This is a genomic window from Enterococcus sp. AZ035, from assembly GCF_050548325.1.
Lineage (GTDB): Bacteria > Bacillota > Bacilli > Lactobacillales > Enterococcaceae > Enterococcus > Enterococcus faecalis.
Window position 1 is genome coordinate 2,135,252 of sequence record NZ_CP172958.1, and the last position, 17,030, is coordinate 2,152,281.

Below are 17,030 nucleotides of genomic sequence, written 5' to 3' on the forward strand. Positions count from 1 at the left end.
ACGGCGAGTCGTTACGTTAGTGAAGGTCTCTTCACTAACTTTTATCAGAACAGGACCCTGATAAAAACCAATGAAAAAACAACTTGTAAGTAATATAACACCAATGTCACTTTATTGCAAGACTTTTTTAGGATTTTCTTCACAAAAAAGTCTATCTTTTACGACCTACTAACAAGCGGACGTCAATCGTAATTTTTTCCAACGGTCGCTGTTGTAGCTCGGCTTTAACTTCTTGAGAAACTTGCCACTCTAATGGCGACATTTCTAATAAATCCAACCGTCTTTCCTCGGGAATGTCAAAGCAATAAGTTATTCGTTCATCTACTTCCACAGCTAATTCCTCGGCAAAACGTTGGACTACTTTTTGATTGGAATAACTTTGTTTCTTTTCGTCATTGGGATAAAAAGCCGCTCGTAATTCCTTTAAGTAATTCTCTTCAGGAATAATTTTAATCACAGTCCCGTCAGCTTTTAGTACTCGCCGAAATTCTTGATAATGTGAAGGGGAAAAAATATTTAAAATCGTATCAAGCCCTTCATTCGCAAATGGCAAATTCGTTAAATCCGCCACACACCAAAACGCATCAATTGGCTGATTACTTGCTAAATAGATTCCTTCCTTTGATAAATCAAACCCGATTTTCAGTCCAGATAAGCCTGCTTGACTTAACTCAGCAAGAAAACTCCCTTCACCACAACCAACATCGACTACTGTTTTATTTTGAGGAAGATAGTGCATAATTTTGTTTAAAACAGGCGCGTACATGCCACTTTGAATCATTTTTCCTCGAGAAGTAAACATTTTTTTATTATATTCTGTCTGAACGCCATGATTTAGAAAGTATAGCGTGCCTTTCTTGGATAAATCAAATTGATGCCTCTGTTGACAAATCAGACCAACCCCTTCTAAATGCATTGGTTCATGACAAGTTGGACAGCGAAAAACGGCTGCTTCTTTTTTCAATAATTGTTGTGCTCGTTCAATTTTCTTTAACATTTAAAACTCCTTACGTTCATTAAATGAACATTTTCTCTTATAAAAAGTTGCACTCTTTTTTTCAGGGCTATGGTAGTAAGCAGAATTATGGTACAATGCCTGTGAAGAAAAAGCAAGGAGCGATAAGAAATGATTAAAGAATTCTGTGCCGAAAATTTCACTAAGATTCCCCAAGCCATTCAAAAAGGTGCGAATCGCATCGAATTATGCGATAACTTAGCCGTGGGTGGAACGACGCCAAGTACTGGTGTTATTGAAGAAGTCTTAGCATACGCTGGCGAACATTCTGTACCAGTGATGACAATCATTCGTCCTCGTGGCGGCAATTTTGTCTATAATGATATTGAATTAAAAATTATGCATACCGATTTAATCGAAGCAAAGAAATTAGGAACCGACGGCATTGTTATTGGCTGTTTAACTGAGGACGGTTGGTTAGATGAAGAAGCTTTGGACTTATTCATTGAAACGGCTGAAGGCTTGCAAATCACTTTCCATATGGCTTTTGATGCCTTGTCGAAAGAAAATCAATTTAAGGCGATCGACTGGTTAGCTGAGCGTGGTGTGACGCGTATTTTAACTCATGGCGGGCCAGCTGGTACCCCTATCGAAGACAACTTTGATCATTTAAAAGAATTAATTGTCTACGCAGATCAACGGATTCTTATTTTACCAGGTGGCGGTATTTCCACAGAAAACGTTCAAACTGTGATGGACACTTTAAAAGTCACAGAAGTCCATGGCACAAAAATTGTTTAATTTCTTGTATCTAAAAAAGTGAGGTAGCCGTCGTATTAACGGCTATCTCACTTTTTTGATTTCAAGCAAACCAACGAATCCTTTTACCTCAGTCTCATGATAAATAAGTGCAATTTTTTAAACAAAATAACGCATAAACATGCTGGCAATATTGAAATAAATTAATACACTGGTTAAATCACTTAAGGTAGTAATAAACGGGCCACTGGCAACTGCGGGATCAAACCCTAATTTATCCATTAACATTGGGATTAAACTCCCTGCTAAATTCGCCACAGTAATTGCACAGAGCATTGCCATCCCAATCACAAATCCAAGCGGAAGATTATGTTGCCACACGCCAACCACAATCATAATGGTTAAACCTGTCACAGCCCCCGTCACTAGTCCCGTGAGCACTTCACTTAAGATTAAGCGACCAAAATTACTATCCTTTTCATCTTTCATAGCCAAACGGCGTACCGCGACCGCCAATGATTGTGTCCCGGCATTGCCGGCTGTTCCGGTAATTAAAGAAATAAAAACGGCTAAAATACTCGCTTCGCTAACTAACGACTCATAATTACTGATTAACGAGGCCGTAGACATCCCTAAAAACAGCAGCGTAATTAACCAAGGTAATCGTTTAGAAGCGGCTTTTAAAGGGTTCTCACTAACTTCTTCAACGTCGACCCCGGCTAAACCAGAGTAGTCGCTAGCGGCTTCATCATCGATAACATCAATAATATCATCAACTGTTACAATCCCCAACAAATGATCATCATAATCTGTAACTGGCACAGCTAAGAAGTCATAGTCACGAATTGTTTGCGCGACATCTTCTTGGTCATCGCCAACATGAACTGAAATAACCCGTTCATTCAAAATATCAGCAATCAAGGTATCATCATCATTAACAATTAAATCCCGCAACGAAATAACGCCGACTAAATGATTTTCTTGGTCGACTACGTAAACGTAATAGATTGTTTCCGCCATGTCCGCTTGATTCTTTAAGACGTACATCGCAGAACGCACTGTTTGATTCGCCACAATCGAAACAAATTCGGTGGTCATAATCGCCCCAGCAGTTTCATCTTCGTAATGAAGTAACTCTTTAATTTCGCCTGCTTCTTCACTACTTAACAAACTAAGATATTTCGCCTTTTGACTCTTATCTAACATATTTAGTAAATCCACCGCATTATCGGTATACATCTCAGCTAACATATCGGCTGCATAACTTGGGCGCATTTCAGCTAAATAATCTTTCATATTCTCATTATCTTCTTCGATAACATCAAACATATCCGCTAGTTCTTTCGGAGATAGGTAATTGTATAAATGTTGTCGGTCTTTTTCATCTAACGATTGGTAAAATTGTCCTTGTTCATAAATGTGTAACGCTAAAAATAGCTCACGAAATTCGTTCATTTGTTGATTTTTTAGCGTTTCTAAAAGAAGGGCAAATTGCTCTTCCATTTCTTGGCCTTCATTCATCTTACACTTTCCCCTCCTGCCTCTTTATTATTATAACGTATCATCTACACTTTTCATATCCTCCGCTAGTGGGGAAATCAGATGAACCGTTTCTTTGGTAAAAGGATGAGTAAAAATTAGTTCCATGCAATGCAACGCTTGCCGCTCAATTCCTTGATCCATCTTTCCATGATACATCTCATCCCCTAACAATGAACAGCCAATTGCTTCAAAATGTACCCGAATTTGATGTGTTCGTCCTGTATGGAGCTGAATGCGCACAGCTGCTGCTTGGGCTCCTCTTTTTGCGAGCCAATATTCTGTACTAGCAAATTGACCTGTTTCGATAACTTGGCGTTTTAATAAAGAGGACAAGTCGCGCCCAATTGGCTTTTCAATCAATTGATGCTCGCTTAACTGCTCAATCGCTCCACCAACAAGGGCATAATAAATTTTTGTCACCTTTTTTTCTCGTAATTCTTGGTCAATTAAAGCATGAGCAAAGCCGTGTTTCGCAAATAACATCAGCCCAGAAGTATCTCGATCTAAACGAGTCACGACATGAATAACTTGATTCACGTAATTTTGACGCTTGTAATAGCCCTTAACACGATTCGCCATCGTTCCTGAAGGATGATACTGAGCAGGTATCGAGGCAATGCCAGCAGGCTTATTAACTACTAAAAAATGATCATCTTCAAACACAATTTCAATCGGTTCATCATCTGTTAATAATGTCTCATGTTCCGCTTCATCTGGAATCGTCATTTTAACGACATCGCCAGTTTGTAAAGGATAGATGGCATTTTGAACGGTCCCATTCACTTGAATTTTACCACCCTGAAATTTCACCTTTGCTAATAACCCTTTTGAAACACCTTGTTCCTTTAAAAAATATTTCACTTGTTGTGTTGTTTCTTTGTCATATGTCCATTGAAATTCCATCGTTTAATTAATCCTCACCAATAAAGGCATCTTTCACTCGATGCCAAAAATGCATGTGCCGATAAGAGGCAAAATGAATCCGTTCGTCTGCAATTCGATAGCAGACAGAAGCGATATTTTCTTGATAAATATCTAATTGGTCCACCGTGACAAAATAATCATCACTTTCCTGTAATTTAATCTCCAGCCACTCCGTATGTGCGATTACAATCGGTGACCCCAATGTTCGAAAGACACGATTGTTTAAGGAGGCGATTTCGGTTAACTGAAACGCATTAATGCTAGGATGCAAAACAGCCCCACCAATACTTTTATTATACGCAGTAGAGCCGGTTGGGGTCGAAATCGACAACCCATCACCACGAAATCGTTCAAACAGTTCATCTTTAATAAACACATCGCCCACCATCGTCCGGTTTCCTCGTTTAATTGTTGATTCATTTAATGCTAAAAAATGTTTATCTGGTTTCCCATCTCTAAACCGAATCCGCACATCTAATAATGGATAACTCGTACTTTTTTCACGATGAATACACAAACTCTCAACTAGTTCTTTTAATTCATAATCACGCCAATCTGTATAGAAACCCAAGTGTCCGGTATGTACACCTAAGAAACTTACTTCGTTTAACAGATGATTAAATCGATGAAAAGCGGAAAGAAGCGTACCATCTCCGCCGACTGAAATCACAAGTTCAGGTTGACGATTGTCTATTTGAATTTGGTTTTGCTCTAATAGTGTTGTCAGTTGTTTTGTGACTTGTTTCGATTTTTCTTCCGAGTTATGAACAATCGCCACTTTCATAAGCAGACTCCTTTACTGATTTTCTGGTGTTTCGTTTTTAATTTGCTTATAGTATTCGTTTTCTAGCAATCCACGGCCATGAGAGAAGTAATGTTGTGCTTCTTGAATTTCTTCACGAATAGATGACATTTCTTCATCTAATAAATAGGCTGCCTCTGCCGCTCGCTGAAGGCGTTCTTTCATTTCTTCAGGAAAGACACCTTGATATTTATAATTCAAAGAATGTTCAATCGTTGCCCAAAAATTCATGGAGAGTGTCCGAATTTGGATTTCGGCCAAAATAATCTTTTCCCCGGTGACTAATTGCACAGGATATTCCACTACCACATGGTACGAACGATAGCCACTTTCTTTTTTATTTTCAATGTAGTCCCGTTCTTCCACAATTTTTAAGTCTTTACGATTTCTTAAAAGTGCGACTACCTGGTAAATGTCTTCCACAAATTGGCACATAATCCGCAAACCAGCAATGTCTTGCATTTCTTCTTCAATCCGATTTAAAGGAATATGCCGAATAGCCGTCTTTGTCAAAATACTATCTACTGGTTTCACACGTCCTGTAACGAATTCAATTGGTATGTGTTTATCTTGCTCCCGAAATTGTTTACGAATACCTCGTAGTTTTACTTTTAATTCGCTGACCGCCTGTTCATATGGCGCTAAAAACAGCTCCCACTCTCGTTCCATGGTAGATCCCTCAATTTCCTTGAATTTCATTCACTGATTATTTTACCACAGTCCTCCCTAAAATAGGGTGTTATTCGCTATTTGATTTCCAAACGCCTTTCATTAGAAAAATTTTTCACAGAGAAGACCACTTTTCTTGACGGAAACCTATATAATATGTGAAAATTGGAGTGATTTAAGAAAGAGAGAGAACCCCATGAGTGAGCACTTAGAAATTGAATTTAAAACATTAGTTAGTCCGCAAGATTTCAAACGATTAATCGACCATTTTGCTATTCAAAAAACGGACTTTTTTACGCAAACAAATCATTATTTTGATACGGACGATTTTCAATTAAAAGCACAACGAATGGGCTTAAGAATTCGCGTATTAGCAGATCGTGGTGAGTTAACCTTAAAAGTTCCTGCGCCAGAAGGATTATTAGAAATCAATGACCCTTTATCGCTTGAGACGGCGAACCACTTTATCAAGAGGAATCACCTCCCTACTGAGGGGGCTGTGGCGAAGAAATTACAAGAATTAGGTATTGAAATCGCCTCGATCCATTTAATTGGTTCATTAAAAACAGCACGTGCAGAAAAACAAATTCCTCAAGGACTACTTGCGTTAGACGAAAGTTGGTATAACCAACAGCACGATTTTGAATTAGAGTTAGAAGTTACTGAAGCTGAAAGCGGCAAGCAAGCGTTTCAAACATTAATGGCTGATTTGAACATTCCCATTACGCTTGCACCTAACAAGATTCAACGCATGATGCGGACCACTGCCCCTTAGTATTCGAAGCACTGACGTTCTGGCACCTGTATTTGAAAAAGCATGGCATTGGAGGAAGTATGAATGGTTGAAATTTATTTGTTCGTCAATCCTTTAGGCGGCGTCTGTTTAGAAATTGAAAAAGAAATTATACAATTGTCTGTTAACGACAAGAAGAAAATACAATTGCGCTTTATTCCTTTATTAAATATGAAAACGATCAATGAATTTTTGAGTCGTCAACATATTCCGATTAATGACATTAAACGACGGAATCGAATTTTTGAAGATTTATACTCAGCCGCTCTTGACTATAAAGCAGCACAGTTACAAGGCCGAAAAAAAGGCCGACAATTGTTGATTGGCTTACAAAAAGCAGTAGCTGAAGACGGTCTAGCTTACTCTCCTGAGTTATCAGAAGAACTACTTCTAGCGGCTGGCGGGGATATTGATATGTATCGTAAAGACCGACAATCCGATTTTGTCAAAGAATCTTTCCAAACCGACCAAAAAGTTGCTCGAGAAATGGGGATTAAACAACACCCTACCGCAGTCGTTTACAACTATACTTGCGAGAACGATTTCGGCATTTTAGTCGAAAATTTTGAAAACATGGATGAAATTAAACAACTTTGTCGTGTTCATCCACATAACGAACCGTTGCTGAACCAAGGTGACGCAACCTTTGAATTTAAACGTCGCTCCAATTATCATTTTCCAAATGGACATTTACATTTATTATAAAAAAGATGCTGCGACGAAAGCTGTTAACCAATTATCTTAAGAGTTAAAAAGTGGGATATAAGTCATCTGGACTTATATCCCACTTTTTTGTCTATAATTTTTCAACCAAAGCTTCTAATTCCGTTAAACGTTCTTCAAAAACTTTCATTGCATCTTCGATATACGCGGCTTGTGTCATATCCACGCCCGCTTTTTTCATCACTTCAATTGGGAAGTCACTACTTCCTGCTTTCAAGTAGTTAAGATAATTCTCTAAAGCTCCCTCTTCTCCAGCTAAAATATGTTTAGACAATGCCGAAGCGGCTGAGAAGCCAGTTGCATATTGATAAACATAGTAATTGTAATAAAAATGTGGAATTCTCGCCCATTCGTAACTGATTTCTTCGTCTCTAACTACTTCTGGTCCATAATATTTAGCATTGAGCTCGCCATAATACTCACTCAAATATTCACTTGTTAATGGCGTGCCTTTAGCATCTTCCGTGTGAATAAAATGTTCAAATTCCGCAAATTGCGTTTGACGGAAAATGGTTCCCTTAAAGCCGTCTAAATAGTGATTTAAGACATACGCACGTACTTTAGGATCTGTTTCTGTTTGTAATAAATATTCTGTTAAAATATTTTCATTTGTGGTTGAAGCAATCTCAGCTAAGAAAATTGAATAGTCGCCATAAACATACGGCTGATTATTTCTTGTATAGTAACTATGAACACTATGGCCCATCTCATGGACTAATGTAAATAGTTGATCCAAACTATCATGCCAATTCATTAAAATGTATGGGGCTGTATCATAAGCTCCTGAAGAATATGCGCCGCTTCGTTTTCCTTGATTTTCAATCACATCAATCCAGCGACTTGAAAAAGCTTCTTTAACAATAGATAAATAGTCTTCACCTAGTGGTTTTAAAGCCTCAATTGCTTTTTCTTTTGCTTCTTCATAGCTGTAACGAATTGGTGCTTCACCTAGCAAAGGCGCATACAAGTCGTACATGTGTAATTCTTCTACGTTTAATAATTTTTTTCTTAATTTTACATAACGATGTAGCAAAGGTAAATGTTTATTTACTACAGCTACTAATGTTTCGTGAACACTTTCAGGGATATGATTACTTGCTAAAGAGGCTGCTCGAGCAGAATCATAATTTCTAATTTTTGCTTTATAATTATGTGTTTTAACATGTGCACCTAAAGTTGAGGCTAATGTATTTCTAAATTGTTTGTATACTTTGTACAAACCTTTAAATGCTGCTTCACGAACAGATGGATCGACACTTTCCATTAACTGACCATAAACGCCATGAGAAAGTTGAATCGTTTCGCCTTCAGCATTTTGCACAGTTGGAAATTCTAAGTCTGCATTATTTAAAATTGAAAATGTATTACTTGAGGCACCAAAAATTTCACTAGCCCCCGCCAGTAAAGCTTCTTGTTCCATCGATAAAACATGGGGACGTTCATCTAAAATATTTTGAATATAGTGACGATAAACAGCTAATTTCGGCTGCTCTTCAAAATATCCCCAGATTTGTTCATCACTTAATGTTAAAACCTCTGGGTCAAACCAAGAAACAGCTTCACTAACTTGTGCATATAAAGAACTAGCTCTGGCATATAAAGCTTGGTAAGCTGTATTTGTAGTGTCTTGATCATTTTTTAAATGAGAATAGACATATAATGTTTCCACTTTTCGATAGACATCTAAAACGTATTCTAACGCAGCTAGAAAAGCTTCTGCACCATTCCCTAAGGTACCTTTAAATGATTCTGCTTGATTTAGCTCTTCTATCAACTGATTATACGCAACATCAAAAGCAGCATCATCTTTAAAAATTTTGGTTAAATCCCAAGTCAATGGAGTTGGAACTTCATCACGTGTTGGTAATTGTTTAATTTCGCTCATAGTTTACTCTCCTTTAAGAAACGTTTTACTCATTATACTATCATAATTTAACACGTGTGACTAAAAAAATGTTGTTTTTTCACTTTTTTTAGCCAATGAATGAGCTTTTCAGGATCTTCTCTTAGGAAAATACTAGTTATTAGGTACTTATTGTTTACTTTAATTAACACATAACATTCTTGTAACCATCTCAATAAGTTATTTCCCACAATTTTAAAAAGCTTTTTTAAGCCAATATTCGGCAGTGGCTGCCAAACAAAGTTCCCTTCTTCCAAAAAAATAGCTTCCAAGATACGCCATAGTTCCTGTTTGGTCACTAAACGCTCTTCTTCGGTTTTTAGTGCTTCCCAAACAAGCATTTTTAAATGAATATCTTCTTCAGAAGAAGGTATTAGCTTCAATCCAGGATAGTAAAACCAAGGAGGTAACTGGAGAAGGTGACAACCTTTCGTGTATAAAAAGCTTTGTGTTCTAAGCAACTGAGCATTTCTGTAACCAAGTTGTTGCGTCAATTTTTGATAATAATCATGCATCAATTGGCCAGTGTGCCGTCTATCTGGCAGTAAATTTAAATTAGCGGTCGGTAGTCGGAAGATTTCTAGTAATTGTTTTTCGTAAAAATCCCATGATTGTTTTCTTCTATAAAATTGTTGACATTGACTCTCTTCAATATGACAAAGTAATTCTATTCGTTCTTGCTTCTTATTGGCCGACCATAAATAAAATCCCAAGGACTCCGAAAAGTAAAGGAATTGTTTCGTTAATTGCGTGAGCTTGTCTTTAGGCACTAATCGTTCACCTAAAATCCAAACAACTTGATAGCCATGAGTTTGATAAGTCTCCGTCCGTTCTACCAAACGTTTAATTGGCAATGGACTACATTGAATTTCAATGGCTATCTTCCCAATGAGTAAATCTGGGCGTTGCTTCAAGGTGGGTAAGTATGCCTCAACTTGGAAGGACAGCTTTTCGCGTAAACACTTTTCCGCAAAAAGCTGCTTCAAGCGGAGGTGTTCTTCTGTTTCAGCTTCTGCTTCGTACCAACAACTATTCTTTTTACGATGAGCAAAATGGGGTATTTTAATGGGGCCTGCCTTCAAAATGACCGATTGATGACACATTGGACACACAAAAGCTTGTTCGCTTCGTATCTGTGTTAATTCATCAATCGAGCAATCGATTAAAGAAAATAATTCTTGGTTGTCTGCCGTTAAAGCTGTTAACATGATTTTCACCTCTCATAAATAAACTACGCAAAGTTTCTTAATTTTCATCCAAAAAAAAAGCAAAAACTCGAAAGTTTTTGCTTTTTTGCTTAATCATTAAAGTAATAACGTGTTAATTCCAATGCACTGCGTTCCATAATACAAGTGCCATATTCGACTAAAGTATCCTGAGTGACAGTTGTTTTATGAGCAAATTCTAAAATCTGTGCAATTTCATTGTCAACATTTGTTTTTTCTAATTCATCGGTTAAGAACAAAACTTGTAAGTAATAACGATCGTTGTACGTGTATAAGTTAGTCAAAACAGATTGCATGAAGACTTCTTTGGATAATTGAATCATCGCTTCAAAATTATCTAATTCAAAGATTACATTTCTGTTTGTTTCATCTGTGGCTTCCATCTCGTCAAGTTCATCGGCGGCTGCTTTGTCTGCTTCAATTTGTTTGCGAATCAATTCGCTAACATCTGCATTGACTTCGCTCAGACCTTCTAAGGAAGACAAGTCGTCCATAGCGACATTCTTACTAATAAACAATTCTAAGCCATCATTTTTAGGCAAGACTTGGAAAGTGACTGCTTCACTACCTTGGAATTCATCTTCGACATCAACTTCTTCTAAAATACTATAAAAGAAATTTTCAACATCTTTGTGGTTTCCTAGTAAGTCAAGAAAAGTAATCCCTCTATCCGCCAGGTCTTCGTTGCCAATTAACACACGAATCGTATTTTCATTAATATGTTCCATTTCCATAGCGCTACACCTCTCTTTGCTTCAATCAGGAAACTTCTTACGTTCATTGTAGCGAAAACTGCACAAAAGTAAAGTGGAAAGTCTGTAAATCATCGGAAACTAGCGAACATTTTATAAACTTTGAACTTTTTTAACGATTGGTTTTTCGCTCCTTCTACCTCTTCATCTTAACGCAGTCTCTCTAAAAAAGATATTATTTTTCCTTGACTACGTTCTGCCAAATCAAATGAATACAAGTTCTAAATATGTATTAAAAAGCCAGAGATAAAAATCCCTGGCCCTAAATTCATATGAATCGTTCTTTATTACAATTAACAAATAAAGAACAAAATTTTATATTTTTTATAAACCTGCCATTAATTGTGCTTGGCGCAATTCCAGTTGTCGAACATCTCTTGGTAAGAATCGACGAATTTCATCTTCGTTAAAACCGACTTGTAATCTTTTCTCATCAATCATAATTGGCCGACGCAACAATCCAGGGTTTTCTTGAACCAACTCTAATAAATCTTGAAGTGGAAGCTCGTCCAAATCCATATTTAATTTTTGGAAAACTTTAGAGCGAGTAGAGATAATCTCTTCTGTTCCATCTTCTGTCATGATTAAAATTGCTTTTAATTCCTCAATATTTAAAGGTTCAGAAAAAATATTTCTTTCTTTAAAAGGAATTTCGTGCTCTTGCAACCAGGCTCTAGCCTTACGACATGACGTGCAACTTGGGGAAGTATAAAGTGTCAACATTGTGCATCACTCCTTTTCGCGAATCATCGCGTTTCTGAAACAGGGAACTTTACTGTTCCTCTATTTAAAACCAGTATACCTAATTTCTAATAAAAATACTAGGGGTTTTTAAACATTTTTTATTAACTTTGTTTATTTTTCCTTCATTACATCCGTGTAAAATTAGGGTTAATTTTTATGAAATTTTATGGATATTCGTTATGATTCTGTAAAAAAGTAATACAGTTTTCTATTTTTATGGTTGCTGTTATAATTTACTTCTCTTGGTGATTTTTTCAAGAAGTTCCCATGTATTTTTTTCTAATAAAATGTATAATAGAACTATTCACTATCTTAAGTCTAAAGTCAGGTGGTTATTTAATGAAAACAATTTTTTCTGGTATTCAGCCCAGTGGTACTCCGACAATCGGAAATTACATTGGTGCAATGAAACAATTTATCGAATTACAAAATGAATACAATTGTTATTTTTGTATTGTGGATGAACATGCCATTACCGTTCCCCAAGAACCGCAAAAGCTACGCCAGCAAATTCGTAGTTTAGCAGCTCTTTACCTAGCGGTTGGTTTAGACCCACAAAAAGCAACAATTTTCATACAGTCTGAAGTTAGTGCCCATGCAGAAGCTGGTTGGATCATTCAGTGCAATACTTCTATTGGTGAGTTAGAGCGAATGACACAATTTAAAGATAAATCGCAAAAAAATGGTCGTGCTGGCGTAAGCGCTGGTCTTTTAACATACCCTCCATTAATGGTTGGTGATATCGTGTTGTACAACGCTGACTTAGTGCCAGTCGGAGATGATCAAAAACAACACTTAGAATTAACACGTGATTTTGTGGAACGCTTCAACAAACGTTACGCCCAAAAAAATCAAGAAATTTTAACGATTCCTGAAGTAAAAATCGCTGAGCAAGGTAGTCGAATTATGAGCTTACAAGAACCAACGAAAAAGATGAGTAAGTCCGATACAAATGTGAAGGGCTTTATTTCAATGCTTGATGAGCCAGCAGTGATTCGCAAAAAAATCCGCTCTGCTGTAACTGATTCAACTGGTGTAATTGAATATAATAAAGAAGAAAAGCCTGGTATTACTAACTTACTAAATATTTATTCTGCTGCGACAGGTCAAACTGTTGAGGAACTTGTTCAAGCATACGAAGGCAAAGGCTATGGACACTTCAAAGCAGATTTAGCAGAAGCAGTAGTTGCCTTATTAGAACCTATTCAAGTGCGCTACCAAGAGCTTCTAGCTTCAGAAGAATTAGATATGATTTTAGATGAGGGCGCAGAAAACGCTCGCCTGGTAGCCAACAAAACACTTCAACGAATGAAAAATGCTGTTGGTTTGGGAAGAAAAGTTCGGCGCTAACTAAACATAATAAAAACCCGCGAAGTTTTATTCGCGGGTTTTTTATGTTCTAAATTGAGCATCGTACAAGCGACGATAGTGGCCTCTTTGCGCGTACAAAGTTTCATGTGTTCCATCTTCTAAAATTCCTTGGTCACTCACTACGATTATTCGATCAGCATGTTTAATCGTTGCCAGTCTGTGGGCAATAATTAATGTTGTTCGCCCGTCAGCTAACGAGTTTAATGACTCTTGAATCACTTGCTCTGTTTCTGTATCTAATGCAGAAGTCGCTTCATCTAGAATTAAAATCGGCGGGTTCTTCAAGAACATTCGCGCAATTGCCACTCGCTGCTTTTGACCGCCCGATAATTTCACGCCACGTTCGCCAATAATTGTGTCCAAGCCATCTGGCATTAGCTGAATTACATGTTCTAAATGTGCTAATTTCACCGCTTGTTGAATGTCTATTTCTGTAGCATTTAAATTCCCATAAGCAATATTTTCTCGTAATGTTCCAGGGAATAAAAACACATCTTGTTGAACAATTCCAATCTGCTTACGTAATGAAGCCAAGGTCATTTTCTGGATATTTCTACCGTCAATCGTAATTTCACCACTACTGACTTCATAAAAACGAGGCAACAGATTGCACAAGGTCGTTTTTCCTGAACCACTTTGTCCAACGAAAGCAACGGTTTCACCAGGTTGAATTTTTAAATTGATATGGTCTAAAACTTTTGTGCCATCTTCATAAGCAAATGAAACATCCTTATAGGCAATCGTTCCTTCTAAATGTGAAACAGCAACAGCTCCTGGCAAATCTTTGATGGACGGTTGTTTGTCCATTTCTTCCGTAAAACGTTTAAAGCCAGCAAATCCTTTGGGATAGCTTTCAATCATATTGTTGACTTTTTCAATCGGCCGAATAAAAATATTGGCTAATAAAATAAATCCTACAAACTGACCTTCTGTAATTTCTCCTTTAATTGTATAATACGCACCAAAAATTAATGAAAATAAATTTATCAGACGAATTAATAAGTAATTATAGGCGGAACTGACACCCATCACCTTATAAAAATATAATTTCGATTTTCGATACATTTGATTTAAATAATTAAACTGTTTTCGTTCAAACGGTTCATTTGCAAAAGATTGCGTGACACGTATCCCACTTACTGACGCTTCAATCCCAGCATTAAATTCACCTAAATTATCGTAAATATCCGTATTCGCTTTTGTCATTTTTTTATTAAAATAGCCTAGCGCAATCGTGATAAATGGCAATAAAATAAACGTAGCGATGGCTAATTTCACGTGAATGGTTAACATTAATAAAAAAGAACCTGCTAACGTCATAATCGTAATAAAGACGTCTTCTGGACCATGATGCGCCACTTCCGAAATTTCAAAAAGATCAGTGGTCAAACGGCTCATTAATTTCCCTGTTTTTTGATTATCATAATACTCAAACGGTTGTGTTTGCAGATGTTGATATAATTCTTCACGCATATCTGTTTCAATATTCACGCCTAACATATGACCAAAATAAACCACAATAAATTGTAAAAACGTATTGATTATATAAAATGCAAATAAGCCCGCACTAGCTAATGCAATGAGGCGAAAATCTCCTTTTGGCATAATCTTATCAATTACTTGGTTGACTGCTACTGGAAAAGCCAACTCTAACAGCCCCGCAAAAACGGCACACCCAAAATCCAAAATAAATAATCGACGATACGGCCGATAATACCCAAAAAAACGCTTTAACATAACTCCCTAACTCTCCCCCTTCATTCTCATTCATTATACGGAAAAAGACTGTCTCTTGCAAAATTCTAACTTCTATCAGAACATGTGTTATTTAAGTAACTTTGACTCAAAATCATTTTCACAAACTTTTCATTATCAGAATATTTTTTCATTTATCGTTTCCATTTTTTCGGTAAAAATAACTATAATTGTCTTTTCCCGCAAGGCTTTGATTTCTGTACAAAACCTTGAAATACAGTGAAAAATACTCTATTTATTTGTGAAAATATCGGCTACAATATAACATATGAAAAGTTTTGTAAAAAAGTTAAGAGGTGCACTTGTTAAATGAGAACCATTGTTTTTGATGTTGATGACACGCTGTACGATCAGCAACAACCCTTTCGAAATGCGATGACTAAAATTTTCCCAAACGTTGCGACAGAGGATATGCATGAATTGTATCTTCGTTTTAGACACCACAGCGATGAAACGTTTCCGAAAGTTTTAGCCAATGAATGGTCCCTAGATTTCATGCGGTTTTTCCGGATGAATGAAACATTAAAGGATCTAAACTATCCAGGAATTTCACAAGAAGAAGGAAAAATTTTCCAACAAGTTTATGAAGAAGAATTGGATAATATTACGATGCATCCAGAAGTTACTAAGCTTCTTGATACTTTACAAGAGAAAGAAATTCCGATGGGGATTATTACAAATGGTCCAACAGACCATCAATTTAAAAAAGTTAAACAATTGAATATTGAAAAATGGGTTCCAAGCCAAAATATCATTATTTCTCAAAGTACGGGTTTTCAAAAACCTGAAAAGGAAATTTTTGATTTAGCCTGTAATCAATTTTGTATGGAACCTGAACATACTTTATATGTTGGTGATAGTTATGACAATGATATTGTAGGCGCACGTAATGGTGGCTGGCATTCTCTTTGGTTTAACCACCGCTCTCGTGAACTACCAAGTTGCCAACCTGCATCACACCTTGCAGAAGTCACTTGTTTCACCGAACTTTGTCCGACTGTGGAGAAATTATTTAATCTTTAAAAAAAAAGCCGCTCTTCAAATTGAAGAACGGCTTTTTTTTATTTATTTTTTTGTTTTTTCAGACGTAAAATGATGAACAGGCAGATTATCAGTAAAAGGATCAATAAACCGATTAAGAGATAAATAAGTTTAGATTCCGTTTTTTTGACGGTTACATCTTTCTCATTAAATGTTTTTGCTTCCTCTTTTGAGATCGTAAATTCTTTCGTAAATTGCCATTTTTTTCCTGAGCCTTCCACAGTCATTGCCAATACATACGTCCCAGCTTCCATTTCATTTTCTTCATAAGGAATAGGGAAATTAAAAATTGAATTGGGCGCCATTTGCATATCTTCTTGTTCTTTCTCTAAAATAACGTTATTTGTTTTCTTATTTTTAACATTTGCCGTTACTTTCATTGATTGAAGATAGGCTGCTTCATGGTTTAACAGTGTTGCAGAAATAACACTGCGCGCATTTCTTTGTGTCGGTTCAACTTTCTCTAAAGACAATTCTGGTTGTACAACTGTTTCATTTTCTCGAAGTAAAACAGCTACTGTATAGGCATAGCGATTTTCAATTGCTAAGCCGTTTGTATTTTCTTTTTGCTTGTCTTTCGTTTCATCGACTTTTTCACTAAACGTGATCCCGCCCGCTAGTTGCCCTGAAAACTCTTCTTTAGGCATCTTCACTCGCAATTCAACTGCTTTTTCACTTTTAGCAGGCAATTCAACACTCTCACCGCCGTCTTTCAGTTGAATGATTTCTGATAAATCTGCTGGTGCAGATTTATCTAAAGCTGTCAACGACTCACCATATTCAATCACTCCGTTGCTGTTTGTTGTGGCCGACTTCACACTAACATCAATCACTAAATTTTCATCTGTACTATTGGCCGCTCGAACTTTCAAAATTTGTTCTTGGTCTGGTTTCATCATTAAATCAAAATATGTTTTTGTTTTATCTATTTGGTTTTCTGGAATTTCTGTTTCAACACTAAATCGTAATTCTGCTGCTGAGGTTTCAATCCCAAAAGCAAAGAAATAAAAACTTAGGATCATCAGAATAAAATATCTATTTTTCATTTCGCTCTACACTCCATTTCTATGT

Annotated in this window: 16 protein-coding genes; 5 read left to right on the forward strand and 11 right to left on the reverse strand. The window is 36.7% G+C overall.

All coding sequences use genetic code 11. The features are described 5' to 3' along the window. Positions 1 to 151: 151 nt before the first annotated feature. Positions 152 to 997: a methyltransferase domain-containing protein gene (locus IGL32_RS10165; RefSeq protein ID WP_002359566.1), complete on the reverse strand. Its 846-nt coding sequence runs from the start codon at positions 995 to 997 to the stop codon at positions 152 to 154. A gap of 129 nt (positions 998 to 1,126) precedes the next feature. On the opposite strand from IGL32_RS10165, the gene cutC reads away from it, so the two are divergent. Beyond that, complete coding sequence (cutC, locus tag IGL32_RS10170) at positions 1,127 to 1,756, forward strand: copper homeostasis protein CutC (protein ID WP_002356490.1); 630 nt, start codon at positions 1,127 to 1,129, stop codon at positions 1,754 to 1,756. Between the two features lie 117 nt (positions 1,757 to 1,873). Here the strand turns inward: cutC and mgtE are convergent, their stop codons facing one another. Genes mgtE through IGL32_RS10190 form a run of 4 tightly spaced genes read right to left on the reverse strand, consistent with a single transcriptional unit; the run spans position 1,874 to position 5,651 of the window. Beyond that, positions 1,874 to 3,235 carry a magnesium transporter gene (gene mgtE, locus IGL32_RS10175; protein ID WP_002362548.1) on the reverse strand — a complete coding sequence of 454 codons (1,362 nt, stop codon included), beginning with the start codon at positions 3,233 to 3,235 and terminating at the stop codon, positions 1,874 to 1,876. 30 nt (positions 3,236 to 3,265) lie between these two features. Then, a complete protein-coding gene (locus IGL32_RS10180) occupies positions 3,266 to 4,159 on the reverse strand; it encodes an RluA family pseudouridine synthase (RefSeq protein WP_002356487.1) in 894 nt (297 codons plus the stop codon). A 7-nt stretch (positions 4,160 to 4,166) separates the two neighbouring features. After that, the gene (locus tag IGL32_RS10185; RefSeq protein ID WP_002356486.1) at positions 4,167 to 4,964 is read right to left on the reverse strand and encodes an NAD kinase; all 798 of its coding nucleotides are present in this window, start codon (positions 4,962 to 4,964) and stop codon (positions 4,167 to 4,169) included. A gap of 12 nt (positions 4,965 to 4,976) precedes the next feature. Beyond that, positions 4,977 to 5,651 carry a GTP pyrophosphokinase gene (locus IGL32_RS10190; protein WP_002356484.1) on the reverse strand — a complete coding sequence of 225 codons (675 nt, stop codon included), beginning with the start codon at positions 5,649 to 5,651 and terminating at the stop codon, positions 4,977 to 4,979. Between the two features lie 196 nt (positions 5,652 to 5,847). Here IGL32_RS10190 and IGL32_RS10195 point away from each other — a divergent pair, with 196 nt between their 5' ends. Both IGL32_RS10195 and IGL32_RS10200 read left to right on the forward strand, forming a co-directional pair. Beyond that, positions 5,848 to 6,426 (forward strand): CYTH domain-containing protein, encoded by a 579-nt coding sequence (locus tag IGL32_RS10195; RefSeq protein WP_002356483.1) that lies wholly within the window; start codon positions 5,848 to 5,850, stop codon positions 6,424 to 6,426. A gap of 63 nt (positions 6,427 to 6,489) precedes the next feature. Further along, entirely contained in the window at positions 6,490 to 7,149 is a 660-nt protein-coding gene (locus tag IGL32_RS10200; protein WP_002368840.1) for a ClpXP adapter SpxH family protein, read from the forward strand. 91 nt (positions 7,150 to 7,240) lie between these two features. Here IGL32_RS10200 and pepF read toward each other — a convergent pair whose 3' ends face one another. The 4 genes from pepF to spxA form a co-directional block, all read right to left on the reverse strand. Further along, a complete protein-coding gene (gene pepF / locus IGL32_RS10205; RefSeq protein WP_016622211.1) occupies positions 7,241 to 9,052 on the reverse strand; it encodes an oligoendopeptidase F in 1,812 nt (603 codons plus the stop codon). Positions 9,053 to 9,099: 47 nt separating this feature from the next. Then, positions 9,100 to 10,278 (reverse strand): competence protein CoiA, encoded by a 1,179-nt coding sequence (locus IGL32_RS10210; RefSeq protein ID WP_002387170.1) that lies wholly within the window; start codon positions 10,276 to 10,278, stop codon positions 9,100 to 9,102. Between the two features lie 89 nt (positions 10,279 to 10,367). Further along, positions 10,368 to 11,030, reverse strand: coding sequence for an adaptor protein MecA (locus IGL32_RS10215; protein WP_002356478.1), 663 nt, complete (start codon positions 11,028 to 11,030; stop codon positions 10,368 to 10,370). Between the two features lie 342 nt (positions 11,031 to 11,372). Beyond that, positions 11,373 to 11,771, reverse strand: a complete 399-nt coding sequence (gene spxA / locus IGL32_RS10220) for a transcriptional regulator SpxA (protein WP_002356477.1) — start codon at positions 11,769 to 11,771, stop codon at positions 11,373 to 11,375. Between the two features lie 360 nt (positions 11,772 to 12,131). Here spxA and trpS point away from each other — a divergent pair, with 360 nt between their 5' ends. After that, the gene (gene trpS, locus IGL32_RS10225) at positions 12,132 to 13,142 is read left to right on the forward strand and encodes a tryptophan--tRNA ligase (RefSeq protein WP_156210107.1); all 1,011 of its coding nucleotides are present in this window, start codon (positions 12,132 to 12,134) and stop codon (positions 13,140 to 13,142) included. Between the two features lie 42 nt (positions 13,143 to 13,184). Here the strand turns inward: trpS and IGL32_RS10230 are convergent, their stop codons facing one another. Beyond that, positions 13,185 to 14,900 carry an ABC transporter ATP-binding protein gene (locus IGL32_RS10230; protein ID WP_002387172.1) on the reverse strand — a complete coding sequence of 572 codons (1,716 nt, stop codon included), beginning with the start codon at positions 14,898 to 14,900 and terminating at the stop codon, positions 13,185 to 13,187. Positions 14,901 to 15,227: 327 nt separating this feature from the next. On the opposite strand from IGL32_RS10230, the gene IGL32_RS10235 reads away from it, so the two are divergent. Continuing rightward, complete coding sequence (locus tag IGL32_RS10235) at positions 15,228 to 15,941, forward strand: HAD family hydrolase (RefSeq protein WP_002387173.1); 714 nt, start codon at positions 15,228 to 15,230, stop codon at positions 15,939 to 15,941. Positions 15,942 to 15,979: 38 nt separating this feature from the next. On the opposite strand, the gene elrE is transcribed toward IGL32_RS10235, so the two are convergent. Beyond that, the gene (gene elrE / locus IGL32_RS10240; RefSeq protein ID WP_002387174.1) at positions 15,980 to 17,005 is read right to left on the reverse strand and encodes a transmembrane protein ElrE; all 1,026 of its coding nucleotides are present in this window, start codon (positions 17,003 to 17,005) and stop codon (positions 15,980 to 15,982) included. Between the last annotated feature and the right edge of the window lie 25 nt (positions 17,006 to 17,030).

Bases quoted from the DNA above. Each gene is read 5' to 3' on its own strand.
- IGL32_RS10165 (WP_002359566.1), bottom strand. From the start codon at position 997: ATGTTAAAGAAAATTGAACGAGCACAACAATTATTGAAAAAAGAAGCA.
- cutC (WP_002356490.1), top strand. From the start codon at position 1,127: ATGATTAAAGAATTCTGTGCCGAAAATTTCACTAAGATTCCCCAAGCC.
- mgtE (WP_002362548.1), bottom strand. From the start codon at position 3,235: ATGAATGAAGGCCAAGAAATGGAAGAGCAATTTGCCCTTCTTTTAGAA.
- IGL32_RS10180 (WP_002356487.1), bottom strand. From the start codon at position 4,159: ATGGAATTTCAATGGACATATGACAAAGAAACAACACAACAAGTGAAA.
- IGL32_RS10185 (WP_002356486.1), bottom strand. From the start codon at position 4,964: ATGAAAGTGGCGATTGTTCATAACTCGGAAGAAAAATCGAAACAAGTC.
- IGL32_RS10190 (WP_002356484.1), bottom strand. From the start codon at position 5,651: ATGGAACGAGAGTGGGAGCTGTTTTTAGCGCCATATGAACAGGCGGTC.
- IGL32_RS10195 (WP_002356483.1), top strand. From the start codon at position 5,848: ATGAGTGAGCACTTAGAAATTGAATTTAAAACATTAGTTAGTCCGCAA.
- IGL32_RS10200 (WP_002368840.1), top strand. From the start codon at position 6,490: ATGGTTGAAATTTATTTGTTCGTCAATCCTTTAGGCGGCGTCTGTTTA.
- pepF (WP_016622211.1), bottom strand. From the start codon at position 9,052: ATGAGCGAAATTAAACAATTACCAACACGTGATGAAGTTCCAACTCCA.
- IGL32_RS10210 (WP_002387170.1), bottom strand. From the start codon at position 10,278: ATGTTAACAGCTTTAACGGCAGACAACCAAGAATTATTTTCTTTAATC.
- IGL32_RS10215 (WP_002356478.1), bottom strand. From the start codon at position 11,030: ATGGAAATGGAACATATTAATGAAAATACGATTCGTGTGTTAATTGGC.
- spxA (WP_002356477.1), bottom strand. From the start codon at position 11,771: ATGTTGACACTTTATACTTCCCCAAGTTGCACGTCATGTCGTAAGGCT.
- trpS (WP_156210107.1), top strand. From the start codon at position 12,132: ATGAAAACAATTTTTTCTGGTATTCAGCCCAGTGGTACTCCGACAATC.
- IGL32_RS10230 (WP_002387172.1), bottom strand. From the start codon at position 14,900: ATGTTAAAGCGTTTTTTTGGGTATTATCGGCCGTATCGTCGATTATTT.
- IGL32_RS10235 (WP_002387173.1), top strand. From the start codon at position 15,228: ATGAGAACCATTGTTTTTGATGTTGATGACACGCTGTACGATCAGCAA.
- elrE (WP_002387174.1), bottom strand. From the start codon at position 17,005: ATGAAAAATAGATATTTTATTCTGATGATCCTAAGTTTTTATTTCTTT.